Origin of the sequence: Ferroplasma acidarmanus Fer1 (assembly GCF_000152265.2) — an archaeon.
GTDB classification, from domain to species: domain Archaea; phylum Thermoplasmatota; class Thermoplasmata; order Thermoplasmatales; family Thermoplasmataceae; genus Ferroplasma; species Ferroplasma acidiphilum.
The window spans coordinates 601,733-615,840 of sequence record NC_021592.1; the positions used below are offsets into that span (position 1 = coordinate 601,733).

A 14,108-nucleotide genomic window follows, 5' to 3' on the forward strand; every position below is an offset into this window, starting at 1 on the left:
TTTGGTTTGCCTGACAATCTAATAGAAATAAAATGGATATGTTGTAAAAATATGATAATAATGGTTACCCATGGAGATAGCAAAACAAAGGATTTTATTAATCTTCCCATATCATTAAAAGGGTCCAAATTTAAAGGTGACATACCAAGGTGTTACTTTCCTAAATTTTAATCGTTCATTTTAAAATTAATTACGTCAATTTCTATCAATAGATCTCATGAAAGCGTCATGTTCGCATATCGGCTGAAGTGATGTGTTAATTCTCAATTGTGAAAAAAATTTGTAATTATAACTGTATCCCATTTAAATCACCTTATCAGTATTTACCTGAATTAATACAGTCCCATACATGTTATCCCCCATTACATAAATTTAAAGTTTGTAACTCTACTGGGCTACAGGTTTTCAACAGTTCTTTTCAATACAGAATATCCGTTAATTAAATCCCGGTCAGATGAGTACTCCTCCTTTGTATGGCTCCTTCCATTATGTGATGGAATAAATATCATAGCTGTGGGTACCACCCTATTCATGTACTGTGCATCATGCCCTGGCCAGCTGTACAATTCTTTATATTTCAGGTTGAGCGCTCTGCAGGATTTTATTATCTCCTTTCTCATATCCTCATCAAATAGTGTAGTTTCTGTAGTCCACTGGTTTTTGAAATCTACCGGTACGCCTTCTTCTGAAGCTATTCTTTCTGATATTTCCTTTGCCATTTTTGAATACTCTTCTGCAGTTTTTTTATCCGGGCTTCTGGTATCAAGGTTCATTGTTACTTTTCCCGGAATAACATTGTACGCATTGGGGAAATTATTAATTTTCCCTATCGTCATGGTTAATTCCTTCCCTGATGACTTAGCTATATCCCTTACAGCTACAGTAAACCTTGATGCAGCTACAAGTGCATCTTTCCTTACCTTCATGGGTGTTGGTCCCGCCTGGTTTGATTCACCGGTAAAGGATATATTGTCCACAACCATTGTTACTATGCCTTTTGGTATTCCTATCTGGTAATTTTCCAGTTCCAGAACAGGACCCTGTTCAATGTGCAATTCTATGTACCGTGATATGTCCTGGTTTTTAACCCTGTTCTGTTCCTCTCCCATATAGCCTGATTTCTCCAGCGCATCCTCAAATGTAATTCCATCGCTGTCTTTCCGTGAATAGGCGAATTCCTTTGTGAATACACCTGTTGAAATCCCTGAGCCAAGAAGTGATGGCTGGAACCTGGCACCCTCTTCGTTGGTAAAATCTATAGCTGTAATTTTCCTATTTTTTAATGTGCTTCCCAGGTCTTTTAAAAGCTGCATGCCGGACATTACGCCATAGAAACCATCAAATCTTCCCCCATTGGGTACGGAATCCATGTGTGAACCTATAGCTGTATTGTCTTTCCCGGAACCCAGTGTTCCGAATATTAAACCGGCATCATCATGTTTTATATCTGCTTTTACTGCTCTCATTTCACCCTCAAGGTTTTTCCTGGCCTGTATATCATATTCATTAAGTGCAAGCCTATTCACTCCATTTTCCTCGGCCCATCCCACTGATGTGAGCCTGTGGAACATTGTTAAAAAATCTTCATTAACCATTATATCACCTCACTAAATCCACTGTAAATGCTTATCATTTGATTTTCACCGCCTTCGAAAATATTTCAACGCCCCTGTTAAGCAATTCCTCCTCTATATTCAATGCACCCATGAATCTGAATACATTACCATAGTGCCCGCATGTATGCATTAACAATCCATTCTTGAGGAGTTCATGCTTTAATTCCATCATGTGCTTTGAATTCACTGGCTTTCCGTTATCTACAAGTTCTATGCCTATCATATAGCCCTTTCCGCGCACTTCCCCTATAAGGTTGGAATCTATTTTATTGAATTTGTTTAACATTTCCTTCCCGCTGGACTTCACTTTGTCGAAATATTTTGGAACCTCATTGATAACAGTTATTCCAGCAGCCATTGCAAGGGGATTAGCCCTGTATGTTCCAAGATGGAATGGCTTCGGCAATTTTTTGTCATAGTCATCCCTGTAATAAACTAATGATACTGGCAACCCCCCGCCTATGCTCTTGCTGACACATACTATATCGGGAGTAATATTTTCATATTCAAATGCCCACATCTTGCCTGTCCTGCCTACCCCACTCTGAACCTCATCAACAATCATTGTAAGGTCGTATTCAGTACAGAATTCCCTTATGGCCTTTAAAAATCCATCTGGTGGTACTATATAACCGCCTTCTCCCTGTACAGGTTCAACTATAACAGAATCAGGCCGATCATATCCTGCTTCTCCATCATCCATTATCTTTTTCATTATAGAAATTATATCAGAAACATCATAGTCATACCATAATTTATATGGATATGGCACCCTTATTACCTTAAACCCATCGCTGTATACTGCTTCCCTGTATTTTCTCCCGGCAGTAGCAGCAATAATTCCGCCTGATACTCCATGGTATGCACCTTCGAATGCAATTGTTGGGGCATTCTTTTTCCTTATTGCATGTGCTATATTGATTGCAGTTTCACATGCATCGGCCCCGCTGATTCCAAATATTGTTTTATAATTCCTCATCTCCGGGGGGAAGCTGTTTCTCAATGCTTCAAGAAAATTAATTCTAACTTCTGTAGGTATTTCCAGGGCATGCCATATGTCATCCACCTGGTTTTTTACTGCTTTTCTTATGTTATCATTAAATCCTAAATTAAGAACACTGATTCCTGATACCCAGTCAATGAAAATATTTCCATCCAGGTCTTCTATTAATGAGTTTTCAGCCCTCTTAATTGCAATGGGGAAACTATCCGGGTAGATTACTGTGCTGGACTCCATTTCCCTTTGTTTCTGTAGTAATAATTTGCTCTCCGGTCCCGGTACATCTGTAATAATTTTTGGTAGGTTTTTATAGTTATTTGATGCCATAAAAAATATAGCTTATCAAATGATATAATAATTTCTATGGTGCCTTTACACATGAATTTTAAAGAATACTGTTCTTGATTTAATATATATAATAATGTTAACATCAATATAATTGATAATTTAGTGAAAATCTTTATTAATACAGTTATTATATATTTATATATGGATAGTTTTGATTTAAAAATTTTAAAGGAACTTTCTAAAGATTCAAGAAAACCTTTGAGAGAGATAGGAAAGTCCATAGGAATATATTCACCGTCTGCAATAAGCCGGAGAATAAAAGAAATGCAAAAAGATAAGTTGATAAAGGGTTTTAAGGCAGAAATAGATTTTAACAAACTAGGATATAATTTTATCACAGCGACCTTTGTGAGGGCTAAATATGGAATAGAATACCATGATATAGTTGCTGAAAAGATAATGAAGATCAAAGGGGTAATTGATGTTCTGTTCCTGCTCGGAGACATTGATTTTTACATTCTATGTGCCACAAGGAATAAGGATGATTACGTCAACATATTGGATGAACTGGAGAAAATAATGGAAATTGAACGATCAGATACGCACACAGTACTGAATATTTACAAATACCACGATATTTCAAACATTTTTTAATATCAAATGCTTCTATCTACAATTCTCTTATGAAGCGGCTAACTAATTAAAATTTATGGTGTCATGTATGAGTTTAGTGGTTTGAACGTCCTATAAAGCAATAATATCAATGGTAAAATATTTGTATAATTATTATACTATAATAATGATATGAATAAGACACCTGTAAATATCTCTGATAAGGATGCTATAATAGAGGAACTTTAGCGCGAATTAGAAAATTATAATAAAATTATGGATAAACTACAGAATAAAATTGATTAACTGAAAAATAACAATAATGGAATTAAGAAAGATTTTGAAAAACTGAAAAAAAGAATTTGATGAATATGAGGTAAGGCATGCTGAAAATGTAGCGTTCAAGAACGCAAGCCATATGAGTAAAAGGGAAAGGTAAAGAAGGAATATACGCCTAAGTAAAAGCCGGATGCGGTTAAAGGCCAGAGGGGTTGCCACGGGAAAGCACCCGGCAATATTGACAGGCATATGGATATAATCATGGAACAGTGCCCTAGCTGTGGGAATAAGCTTGATAAAATAGTGGAAACAGGGAAAGGGGTATAGTAGAAGCTCTATCTGTAATTAAACCAAAAATTATAGAATGTAATATTAACAGGTATTACTGCTATAATTGCAAAAAGATAGTTGAGCCGCATATAGATAATGCATTGCCGTTGTATAACTATCATTGCGTACAATGCTGGTAATAGCATACATGAACACTGTTGATAGATTGCCGGTCAGAAGGGTATTTGAAATAATAGAAAATATATTAAGCATAAGGGTATCAGCAGAGGAAATAATGCATATTGTTAAGCAATTGTCAAAATACATTGGCATGGGGACTATAAAAATTTGTAAAAAGAATAAGGCGGGCAGAAGCAATGCATACGAATGAAACAATATAAAAGTTGGATGGCAAAAATACATACATGTGAGTATTTGTTGCAGAGAGTGAAACATTATATGTTACAAGATCAAGATAACATGATGTGCCTGAAAAGGTTCTGATGGAACATAATGGCGTAGATATGCACGATAGACATTTAGTATACATTAAACTTCCAAAGATAACAGACAATATGACCACCGGATTTATAATAAATGATGCCCGGAAGCTTATACAGTGCAACAAGGAAGAAACTGAATTTATCTACAATAGACCAAATATGTGTACAGTAAAGCCAAAGGAATGCTTTCACAGAAGCCTCAAGATATTGGAGAATCTGATTTAGAATATTTATATCAGGATTCCTACCAGCTCAATGTGCCATATGAATCTAAGAAATGCCAGGTATTTGTAAACAACCAACTAAGGTGGAAAAGGGGTGATTTATTCAGATTTGTAATAAGTAGATCCATTGAATCTACAAACAATCGGGCAGTAAGGCAGATAGTTACATACCTAAAGTATTAGGAAGTTCAAGGTCACAGAAAGGTGCAGATTATTTTACAGGCGTATACAGTGTACTGGAATTCCATAGGAAGGAGGGGGAACTTAAAGATCTGCGAAATCAGGATAAATGAAACAACTAAACTTTTACAAGCTATCCATATATAAATATATAATATTTACATTAATAAATATTTGCTGAAATTGTATTTTATTTTCCTCTAATTGCCAATAATATGCATATTAAAATTGTGATATATAGAATTTAAAGAAAATTATTCTTTGATTTTCGAATATAGGTCTATAAGAGAAATGTTTATAAAATTCAATAAGTTATATTTTTATGGGAGATAATAAAAGTATTGAAGTATTAAGATTGACAATAGGTAGTAACTTGTATAGTGTTTACCATAGAGCCCGAAGGTGATGCAAATGGTAGAAGAAATAAGCATGTATGACATTTCCAGGAAAGAACTTGACAAAATAGAAAAAAGTAATAAAGTTTTTAGTATAATAATATTACTTGTTGTTTTTGGTACATTTTTTGATGCTATCGAACAGTATAATGCCGGATATGCAGCCTCAGGAGTTTCCTCAGTATTTCATATAAGTGCATCTGTAATTTCTACCCAAGTGGAATTTATTACTTTTGGCTTTATGGCAGTTGGGGCAGTGATCGCGGGTTATATGGGTGATAATTTAGGCAGGCGTTTTTTATATTCTTTTAATCTTGGAATATATGCAATAGGTGCCCTTATATCGGCTCTTTCAGTCAATTATTCTATGTTCCTTTTTGGCAGAATAGTTGTCGGCCTTGGACTTGGCGGTGAAGTGGCTATTGGTTTAACATTAATATCCGAGATTATGCCCACAAGAGTTAGAAGTCAACTTACTGGAGCTGTAAATGTTGGTCCGGGATTCGGCATATTCGCAGTTGCAATTCTTGCATTAATTTTTATAGGGCCCTATGAACAAATATTTGGGGGTTCAAAGCTAGCGTGGAGATGGTTTTTAGGAATATTGATTTTACCAGCATTGCTAATATTGCTTTACAGAAGGTACATACCTGAAACGCCAAGATTTCTCATATCTAAGGGGAGGCAGGATGAAGCTTTCGCTGTGATTAAAATGCTTTCCGAGAACAAACTAATTCCACTAAAGAAGTTAAAAAACTATTATAAGGTGGACGACCTGAGACAACAATATAACTATATTGGTCTTAAGCCTATAAACGAAAAGCCCAAAACCAGGGAACTTTTTGCTGGCAAATATGCAAGAAGATCTTTACTTTTATTTATACTGTCCTTTATTACCTTTGGAACATCCGCATCATTTACTATAATATATCCTGAAATATTTACGTCAGTAGCAACGGCACTGCATCTTAGCAGCACATTCACACTTACAACGATAGTTAATTTTGGAACTCTCCTGGGAACATTCACAGCGGTATTCCTAGCTACTAAAAATAGAAAAATATTGATATCTACTTTAGGGATATTAGCTATAATCGGGGCCGGGCTTACAGTAACATTTCACTCATATGCGTATATAGTGGTAATATCACTGTTTATATTCGCAATTTTTTCGTATGCATCAAATACAACTATATGGCTATATTCTCCTGAAATGTATCCTACTAGGATAAGAAATATAGGCACAGGTTTCATTCTGGCAACAAGTCTTGGAGGTGTGGCTATTATGGAAGTTCTGACGTCTTATGTATACGCATTGTACAATTTAACTGGTATAGGTCTGGTAGCCATAGGGGCCTTTGTAGTATATGTTATACTTGCGTTTTTTATGGCAGATGATACGTCTAAAAAGGATCTGGAGGTTGTATCACCATGAATTCTAATAATTCTCTAACTATAACAAATGTTAGAATAGTAAGTTCATCAGGAATATCTGACCCCGCTGATGTTTTCATTAACAATGGAAAAATAGCGGGTATACATCAAACTGGCATAATACATCCAACAGGAAATTTAATAAATGGAAGTGGCCTGCTTGCAATGCCAGGATTTATAGATCTTCATTTCCACGCTGGTATGGGTTCCATTAACAGTGTTTATAATGACTTGAAATTAGAATCAAGGGCTGCTGTTGCAGGTGGCTATACGTACGTTAGGTCCCACCTGATTATAGGTGAAGATGGTAAGTCCGGATATTTGAAAGTTATAGACCATATCATAAAAAACGCTGAGAAAGTTAGTTACTCTGATTTTTCGTTTAACCCAATGATAGGTACAATGGATCAGGCTAATGAACTTGAGGAATTAATAAATAAGGGGATAAATGCATATAAAATATACTATAATGCCTATCAAGGAGAGGAAGGTAGAAACCTAGGTATATATGTAGATGAGGATATAGATGATATAGTAATAAAAGTGCTTTCCACAGCATCTAAATATAGAAAAACTCGTATTATTTTCCATGCTGAAGATAACAGTACGGTGAAATACTGTACAGCTAATGAGAGAGAAAAAAACGGACTTGATGCATTTAGCAGAGGTAGACCTCCGTTCGCAGAAGCTATTAAAATAGATCATATTGGACATCTGGCATTACATTTTGGCGCTAAGATCCATATAGCACACATTTCATCAATTGAAGCTTACGAGGCAGTAGAAAGATATAGGAATCTGGGTGTTGACATTACCATTGAAACGGAACCACATTACCTTTTTTATGACGACTCTATGTGGAGACTTCTTGGAGTTTTTGGGAAGGTAAACCCACCACTCAGAACATCCAGAGACAGCGAATTTTTGATAAAAAAAATATCAGAGAGAAAGATAGATTCCATATCTTCCGACGTTAATGCACTTAACAGTAAACAAAAAATAAAAAATGCTAACAAATATGGAAATATTTGGGATGCAAGTCCTGGCTTTGACAATATACAAATGACCTTACCGCGACTTATAACAAAGTTTGTATCTAGTGGCATTCTAAGTTATGAGACTTTAGTATATATTATGTCAGAAAGGCCTTCTCAAGTGATAGGAGCAGTAAATAAAGGGTCAATATCTGTTGGTAAGGATGCAGACATAGTACTAGTCGATGATAAAAATTACCACAAAGCCACACCGGAACTTTTAGAAAATGTACCAGGTCTTGACTGGAACCCTGAAATAAATAAAGAGTTTACAGGATGGCCGTATAAAATATTTTTGGGTGGTATAGAGGTATATTCCGATTTTAAAATGCAAGAAAAGAATCAGGGGAAATATGTTTATATTAGGTAATTTTAGCAATGTCAGCTTCAATTGCGTTAATACATATTATTCGTGTGTTCTATTCCTAATTGACATCCATTGTTATGGACAAAATCGGCAGATAATAAAACTAATATTAATAAATCAAATTACAAAATAAAAGAATGATAGCTATGATTGGTTATAAAATTTTAAACAAAACACTTAAAAATATGAAACTATTTCCTGTTTTTGGAAACCCCGGAACTACAGAAATACCAATGCTGGAAGGCGTGTCCAGTGATGAGTATATTCTTACTCTTCATGATTCTATTTCTGTGGGTATGGCAGATGGGAGAGCACAGCTCACAAGAAAGCCCTCATTTGTAAATCTACACAGCATTCTTGGCGTTGGAAACTCCATGGCGTTTATTTATTCCGCATTTGTGCATAGGGTACCGGTTATAATTACCGCAGGTGAACAGGATTCAAGGCATATATTCTATGATCCTCTGCTCTCCGGAAATATAGGTGACATGATTTCACCCTATGTTAAATACAAATTTGAAGTAAATTCTGCAAATGACATAGAGAAGTCAATTAGAAGGGCATATACCAGTTCAATGGCACCTCCATATTCTCTCTCTTTCCTTGGTTTTCCAATGGATATTATGGGTGAAGAAGGAAAATATTCGGGATTAAATTTGCCTGATAGCAATTCAAACGTTGTGGATATCAATGCGGTCAAATATATTGCAGAAATGATTAATAGTTCAAAAAACCCTGTTATGGTAACCGGGTATGAACTGGATATGTATGGTGGGATAGGGTACGCCAGAGCTTTTGCCAGCAAACTTGGAATTCCAGTATTTGCAGAGCCATTTGCAAGCAGGGCGCCCTTTGACTCTGGCGATAAAAATTATGCCGGTGATTTGCCACCTGTTGCAGCTTTAATAAATGACAAACTTTCAGAACATGACCTGATTATTATTGTTGGAGGTGATATTAATCTTTATCCCTATAGCAAGGCTGATCTCCTTGAAGGAAAAGAAATAATAAAGATAGGAATGGATATATCAGGAAAAATTGGGGACTCCTATTTCATGAACCCTGCTGCCTTCCTTCAAAGTGTAATAGAGTACATTAAGCCCAGGAAGCCTTCTGTGATACCGGGTAAACCTGCAATTGATAAAAATTCCCAGATTCAAAGAGTTATGCTTAAAATATCAAAAAACTTCGGTGATTATACCATATCAGACGAATCCATATCAGCATCTCCTTTCCTGAGAAACATAGTAGGATATAAACCGGATTCATATTTCATAGGGAAATCTGGGCAGATTGGCTGGGCTCTTCCTGCTGCTGCGGGCATGGCAACGGTAAAGGATAAGGTATTATGTGTTATAGGTGATGGTGCATTTATGTACACAAGCCAGACGCTGTGGACAATAAAGAACTATAACCTCCCTGTGAAAATTATAATACTGGACAATCATGGATACGGAATACTCAAAAAATTCTCTGATGTCAATTATAAAGAAAGCAAGAAATACCTTTCATTTTCCATTGAATTAAAGAAAGTACTGGATTCCTTTAATATAGAATCAAGGGAGAACGATGAAACCATGGAAGATATTGAATGGCTCAGGAATATTAAAGGTCCCGCTGCACTTATTGTAAATGTGGATAAACCATATGGATATAATCTGTTCGGATAAGCTTCTCTGTGAGAGCCCAAATTTTCAAATTCATGGAGTACATGATGAGAAACACTTTGAGAGTTACACTGCCGTAGCACTTTTTACATATGTAAATTTGGAAAGCGTATTCCGAACTTTTAACAATTTTGTATTTCTTATATTGATTTTGGTGAGTTCCCTCTTGTATAATGATTTTAACTGTATCTCCATTATGGTGATGATGAGTGAATACGGGGAAATTTCTCTGGCTTTTATCCACAATAATTGGTATGTATTTCTTTTTTCATATTCAAGTACAGGAACTTCGCTGACAAATACAAGGTCATGGAGAAAATGCTGTTCTCTCACTTGTAAGGGCAATAGCAGAAAGCATAATGGATGCTATCGGGTAACAATATGTGGCTAAAATTGGCATGCAGTATGGGAAAAAATAAGGGGAGAGCTCATGAATTTAGAATAAAATATATGCCCATTTTCTTGCCTTATGTTTATGCAGAGATACGAGGATAGGCATAACAAGGGACGCTTGAAACATTTGGCTTTCTGCCAAGATACTGTGATATTAGAATTAAATTTTAGAGAGATTTAATGTTAAAAATAATAAGTTAGAATACCAATAAATTATTTTAGTTTCGTTCAACTTAATATTGATCATCATTTTTGTTAATCCGCTTTATTGTTTCATGTGATATCTTTTCTCGTTTATTGCTTCCTGGTATTTCATTAACTGATATTCCTGCATTTGTAATTATTGAAATATCCAAATTCCATTCCATTTTAGAACGTGCTTTCCATAACGCAAAAGCATTAGATATGTGGCTTTTTGTTTCAGTGATATTCCATTTATTAACATCTTCTAAATGTTTTATAGCTGTCTTGCCATGACCTGTTATCTGCGATCTTCCAAAATGTGTTGTATCATGGCATGCGGGACAAATGCACATTAACCTTTTTAGTGTTTGCGTCTGCGTTTTATCGTTAAAATCCCATCTTTCATGGCAGTGTAAAGGCATCTCCTCCGACCCACATATTTCACACTTATATTCAGCACGAGAAATAACTTTATTTCTTATTATTCTCCAATCAGCGTAAGATACTAAAGATCTAACATTACTAAACCAGCAGCTTGATGGTATTAAATCAACATATAATGTATTCCCTCCAAAAGTCATATCTTCTTCAGGAAGTTTCCAATCAGAATCGTCAGTTTTTCCAAAACCTATTAGTTTCATTTTTCACACCACTTTAACGTTTATACAAATAATATGGTGGTGTTATTTAATAGTTTGTTAATACAGTTTTTTAAGAATACACCATCGATAGGATTTTTTAGTGGTTGTTTAATCCATGAACTATTTCAAATTAAAATAAGCCATTTTAACATATTTATTATATGATATTTAACTTCTAAGAAAAGTGTTGAAACATGATTGGTGGTATTAATTTACAATGAAGCCGTTATGAATTAAATTCAAGACGTTATGAGGTTTTTTAGAACTGGGCTTTGGCATAAGGATTTTTTATTTAAGGAAGAGTCAGATGATAACTTAGTATCACATTAAGGTTAACAAATTGATTTGAGATTACCATGTGTAAAAATAGTGTTTTTATGCCATATTTAACTGAAAAAGGTATGAATGGTAATTACGCATGGATATTAATTTGAATTAAAATATTGGCATTCTGTCACCGTTTAAGGCATATCAACCATAGGCAATTTATCATTGGTGTATTAATGTAAAATTAAAAGTGGAAATATATAGCCGATTCTTGACTGTAAGGAAATTCTACCATGAACCATATTCCGATTAAAATAATGGCATTCTCGAAGCGTGTGTTCGTATATAATCGGATTATCTTTAACCTGTTTAACCTATAACATGTCTTATAATTTTAAGGTAAAAATTTTAAAGTATAATATGTGTTTTTTATTTCCAAATTTTTAATCCGTAAATAATTAAATAATTGTATTCTTATATTTCACTTATATTACAAAAACAGAATTGGAAATATATAAATAAGGATACAATATTATTGCTTATGTATTGCAGGGACTTAAACACTTATAGAAGCGCCCCGAACGGACCATTATAGTTTTGGCTCTTTTATCTTGTTTAAGAATAACTATTTAGTATGGGGCTGATTTTCTGTTGCTTCTTCCGTTTAGTTCACCTCACTGTTTAATACACCTTTAGTTCTCATGATTTAGCGGGTCTCATTTTGGTTAGATTTTCTGAAGTTTTCCATTCTTCTTTCTATATAATCAATGAACTTCTTAATTCCTTCCCTCTTTACTATTATTGTTGTGCCATAACCAATATAGTCAAGAGAGTCAAGGAAATCTTTAATTGGAATAATATCAATAGCATTAAAACGAGTAATATTTGTAAATTTTGCATCTATCTCCGTGTAATAATATTTGGGGATTTCCTTTTGAAATGAATATATGTCACTTGTAGATGGCATCATTTTAATTGCTTGCTTTACTTTCCAGAGATATGGTTCCAATTAATTTCTTTGCATCTTTATATTTAATCTCCAATTCAGTTAATCTTCCTTATATTCACCTTTAAAACTTGGTGCTGCACCATAGCCTGGACATCTGGAAGAGACCAGGCGTATTGTGTATGGACACATTCATAGGTATTGTCAACCTCACACCAGAGCCGTATGATGTTGTTTCCATTTAATTTTACATAGACAAAGACTACACGGTCATTACCAGATCTATCCCAATTTATTTCATTTATTGCTATATGGTCATCAAGGGCATTTAAGCTGCCGTGTATAGAGAGATTTCTAAATTGGCTATCATGGTTAAGAGGAACTTCCTGGATATTTTTTTCACTATAGATTCCCTCAGCTGCTTCTAACATTTCTTTAAGCTTTAGAGCCACTACATGACCACGTTCTGAAAGGGAATATATAAAGATCTTACGACCCATCATTTGATGTGTGATGTTTATTAAACCTGCTTCTTTCAAAGAATTGCTAAGTTTTTCAATCGTTAAATTGCTGGGAATAACTTCTAACAATTCATTTTGCTTAACACTTCCACGCTCTGAAAGAAATAGCAACACAGAAATTGCGTGTTTTTGGCTGAGTATTTTACTTAATTCCATTTATGTATAGTGTAAATGATTTTAATATAAAAATTAGTCTAATAATATTATTTACATTAATGTAAAGTGAAAATATTTAAATATAATTTTGGATTACACTATTGTAAAGTGGTAATATGGAACAGATGTTAAAGGTTGGAAAATGCTATTTAGACAAATCGGGGGCTGCGAGGATATATATTCCCTTAGGGTTAGTTCAGGCTTTAAAGTGGAATAACTTGGAAGATATAGTTTTAATAAAAAGCGGGAAAATGATTGAAATACAGAGCCAGAAGGATTACGGCATACATGAGGGAAATCTATGAAGCTGAAGTACCCTAAGTTCGTATCATATCTTATCAGCCATGGGGATCAGATATCAACGGCTGAGAGGAGGGAGAGGAGAATAAGGATGCTGGAGAATCATATCAATGTAAATGAACCCGATATCGGCGAAATATATTCCTATGTTGAAATGCGCCTGCGATCTGGCCTGAAAAAGAAATCAGTAAGGCTGGAAATATCAGATCTATCCCACTGGTGCAAATACATTGGAAAACCAATATCAAAAGATGATTTGCCAGTATTAAAGAAAGAGCCAGATCCCGATCCATTTATACCGGAGCCTGAGGATATACAGCGGATGAGGGAGTTCTGCATTTCCAGGAAGGATAAGTATACATGGGCAAGAAACCTCTGCATGATGGACATGCTTATAGCCACCGGGATGAGGGCAGGTGAACTTATACATGCAAACCTGGAAGATTATAAAAATTCTACACTGTACATAAGGTCAGAAAAGGGAGAGAAGGACAGAACGGTGCCATTGCCTGGAAAACTTACGTCAGAAGTCGATGAATACATTGAAAAGTACAGGTACCACAGTGATTCCAGGGCATTGTTCACCACCAGAACCGGAAGGTACAATTACAACAAATTAAGGCAGCTCATCAAGTATATTGGGGTTCACAGCGGTGTTCCAGATATTCATCCACATAGTTTCAGACACTACTACGCCACGACACTGGTACGGCTTGGTGTAGACATACGGCGGGTTCAAATTCTGGTAGGGCATGCCCGCATTGAGACCACAACCAGGTATACTCACTTAACACAAAAAGAGGTTGGGGAAGCTGTAAAAGAAAGTGTTGAG

General features: G+C 35.2%; 14 protein-coding genes and 1 pseudogene. 8 read left to right on the plus strand and 7 right to left on the minus strand.

All coding sequences use genetic code 11. The features are described 5' to 3' along the window. Nucleotides 1-395: 395 nt before the first annotated feature. Together FACI_RS02875 and FACI_RS02880 are read right to left on the minus strand one after the other, a co-directional pair. Entirely contained in the window at nucleotides 396-1,595 is a 1,200-nt protein-coding gene (locus FACI_RS02875) for a M20 family metallo-hydrolase (RefSeq protein ID WP_009886615.1), read from the minus strand. A gap of 34 nt (nucleotides 1,596-1,629) precedes the next feature. Further along, nucleotides 1,630-2,943 (minus strand): aspartate aminotransferase family protein, encoded by a 1,314-nt coding sequence (locus FACI_RS02880; protein ID WP_009886616.1) that lies wholly within the window; start codon nucleotides 2,941-2,943, stop codon nucleotides 1,630-1,632. Nucleotides 2,944-3,105: 162 nt separating this feature from the next. Here FACI_RS02880 and FACI_RS02885 point away from each other — a divergent pair, with 162 nt between their 5' ends. The 6 genes from FACI_RS02885 to FACI_RS02915 all read left to right on the plus strand — a co-directional run bounded on the left by FACI_RS02885 (nucleotide 3,106) and on the right by FACI_RS02915 (nucleotide 9,872). Beyond that, a complete protein-coding gene (locus FACI_RS02885) occupies nucleotides 3,106-3,558 on the plus strand; it encodes an Lrp/AsnC family transcriptional regulator (RefSeq protein ID WP_009886617.1) in 453 nt (150 codons plus the stop codon). Between the two features lie 715 nt (nucleotides 3,559-4,273). After that, a complete protein-coding gene (locus FACI_RS02895) occupies nucleotides 4,274-4,456 on the plus strand; it encodes a hypothetical protein (RefSeq protein WP_148285718.1) in 183 nt (60 codons plus the stop codon). A 94-nt stretch (nucleotides 4,457-4,550) separates the two neighbouring features. Further along, the gene (locus FACI_RS10110) at nucleotides 4,551-4,793 is read left to right on the plus strand and encodes a hypothetical protein (protein WP_148285719.1); all 243 of its coding nucleotides are present in this window, start codon (nucleotides 4,551-4,553) and stop codon (nucleotides 4,791-4,793) included. Between the two features lie 590 nt (nucleotides 4,794-5,383). Beyond that, nucleotides 5,384-6,802, plus strand: coding sequence for an MFS transporter (locus tag FACI_RS02905; RefSeq protein ID WP_009886621.1), 1,419 nt, complete (start codon nucleotides 5,384-5,386; stop codon nucleotides 6,800-6,802). Then, nucleotides 6,799-8,205 carry an amidohydrolase family protein gene (locus tag FACI_RS02910; protein WP_009886622.1) on the plus strand — a complete coding sequence of 469 codons (1,407 nt, stop codon included), beginning with the start codon at nucleotides 6,799-6,801 and terminating at the stop codon, nucleotides 8,203-8,205. Before FACI_RS02905 ends, FACI_RS02910 begins: the two co-directional genes overlap by 4 nt. Before the next feature lie 134 nt (nucleotides 8,206-8,339). Then, on the plus strand, nucleotides 8,340-9,872 hold the full coding sequence (locus tag FACI_RS02915) for a thiamine pyrophosphate-binding protein (protein WP_009886623.1): 1,533 nt from the start codon (nucleotides 8,340-8,342) through the stop codon (nucleotides 9,870-9,872). A 63-nt stretch (nucleotides 9,873-9,935) separates the two neighbouring features. Here the strand turns inward: FACI_RS02915 and FACI_RS02920 are convergent, their stop codons facing one another. From FACI_RS02920 to FACI_RS02935, 4 genes are all read right to left on the minus strand, one after another. Continuing rightward, complete coding sequence (locus FACI_RS02920) at nucleotides 9,936-10,202, minus strand: hypothetical protein (RefSeq protein ID WP_009886624.1); 267 nt, start codon at nucleotides 10,200-10,202, stop codon at nucleotides 9,936-9,938. A 293-nt stretch (nucleotides 10,203-10,495) separates the two neighbouring features. Next, a complete protein-coding gene (locus FACI_RS02925; protein WP_009886625.1) occupies nucleotides 10,496-11,086 on the minus strand; it encodes a hypothetical protein in 591 nt (196 codons plus the stop codon). A 973-nt stretch (nucleotides 11,087-12,059) separates the two neighbouring features. Beyond that, entirely contained in the window at nucleotides 12,060-12,362 is a 303-nt protein-coding gene (locus tag FACI_RS02930; protein WP_048074032.1) for a hypothetical protein, read from the minus strand. Nucleotides 12,363-12,397: 35 nt separating this feature from the next. Then, nucleotides 12,398-12,976: a MarR family winged helix-turn-helix transcriptional regulator gene (locus FACI_RS02935; RefSeq protein WP_009886627.1), complete on the minus strand. Its 579-nt coding sequence runs from the start codon at nucleotides 12,974-12,976 to the stop codon at nucleotides 12,398-12,400. A gap of 116 nt (nucleotides 12,977-13,092) precedes the next feature. Between FACI_RS02935 and FACI_RS02940 the strand changes: the two genes are divergently transcribed. Next, a complete protein-coding gene (locus FACI_RS02940; protein WP_009886628.1) occupies nucleotides 13,093-13,281 on the plus strand; it encodes a hypothetical protein in 189 nt (62 codons plus the stop codon). A 139-nt stretch (nucleotides 13,282-13,420) separates the two neighbouring features. Here FACI_RS02940 and FACI_RS10365 read toward each other — a convergent pair whose 3' ends face one another. Then, nucleotides 13,421-13,666, minus strand: a complete 246-nt coding sequence (locus FACI_RS10365) for a hypothetical protein (RefSeq protein WP_238553357.1) — start codon at nucleotides 13,664-13,666, stop codon at nucleotides 13,421-13,423. Between FACI_RS10365 and FACI_RS10465 the strand changes: the two are divergent. Next, nucleotides 13,599-14,015, plus strand: a pseudogene (locus tag FACI_RS10465) (tyrosine-type recombinase/integrase); the annotation flags it as partial. The gene FACI_RS10365 and the pseudogene FACI_RS10465 sit on opposite strands and share 68 nt — an antisense overlap. Nucleotides 14,016-14,108 lie beyond the last annotated feature (93 nt).

What these genes read in the sequence shown, in the direction of transcription:
- FACI_RS02875 (WP_009886615.1), bottom strand. Translation starts at nt 1,595, where the DNA reads ATGGTTAATGAAGATTTTTTAACAATGTTCCACAGGCTCACATCAGTG.
- FACI_RS02880 (WP_009886616.1), bottom strand. Translation starts at nt 2,943, where the DNA reads ATGGCATCAAATAACTATAAAAACCTACCAAAAATTATTACAGATGTA.
- FACI_RS02885 (WP_009886617.1), top strand. Translation starts at nt 3,106, where the DNA reads ATGGATAGTTTTGATTTAAAAATTTTAAAGGAACTTTCTAAAGATTCA.
- FACI_RS02895 (WP_148285718.1), top strand. Translation starts at nt 4,274, where the DNA reads ATGAACACTGTTGATAGATTGCCGGTCAGAAGGGTATTTGAAATAATA.
- FACI_RS02905 (WP_009886621.1), top strand. Translation starts at nt 5,384, where the DNA reads ATGGTAGAAGAAATAAGCATGTATGACATTTCCAGGAAAGAACTTGAC.
- FACI_RS02910 (WP_009886622.1), top strand. Translation starts at nt 6,799, where the DNA reads ATGAATTCTAATAATTCTCTAACTATAACAAATGTTAGAATAGTAAGT.
- FACI_RS02915 (WP_009886623.1), top strand. Translation starts at nt 8,340, where the DNA reads ATGATAGCTATGATTGGTTATAAAATTTTAAACAAAACACTTAAAAAT.
- FACI_RS02925 (WP_009886625.1), bottom strand. Translation starts at nt 11,086, where the DNA reads ATGAAACTAATAGGTTTTGGAAAAACTGACGATTCTGATTGGAAACTT.
- FACI_RS02935 (WP_009886627.1), bottom strand. Translation starts at nt 12,976, where the DNA reads ATGGAATTAAGTAAAATACTCAGCCAAAAACACGCAATTTCTGTGTTG.
- FACI_RS02940 (WP_009886628.1), top strand. Translation starts at nt 13,093, where the DNA reads ATGGAACAGATGTTAAAGGTTGGAAAATGCTATTTAGACAAATCGGGG.
- FACI_RS10365 (WP_238553357.1), bottom strand. Translation starts at nt 13,666, where the DNA reads ATGTCCATCATGCAGAGGTTTCTTGCCCATGTATACTTATCCTTCCTG.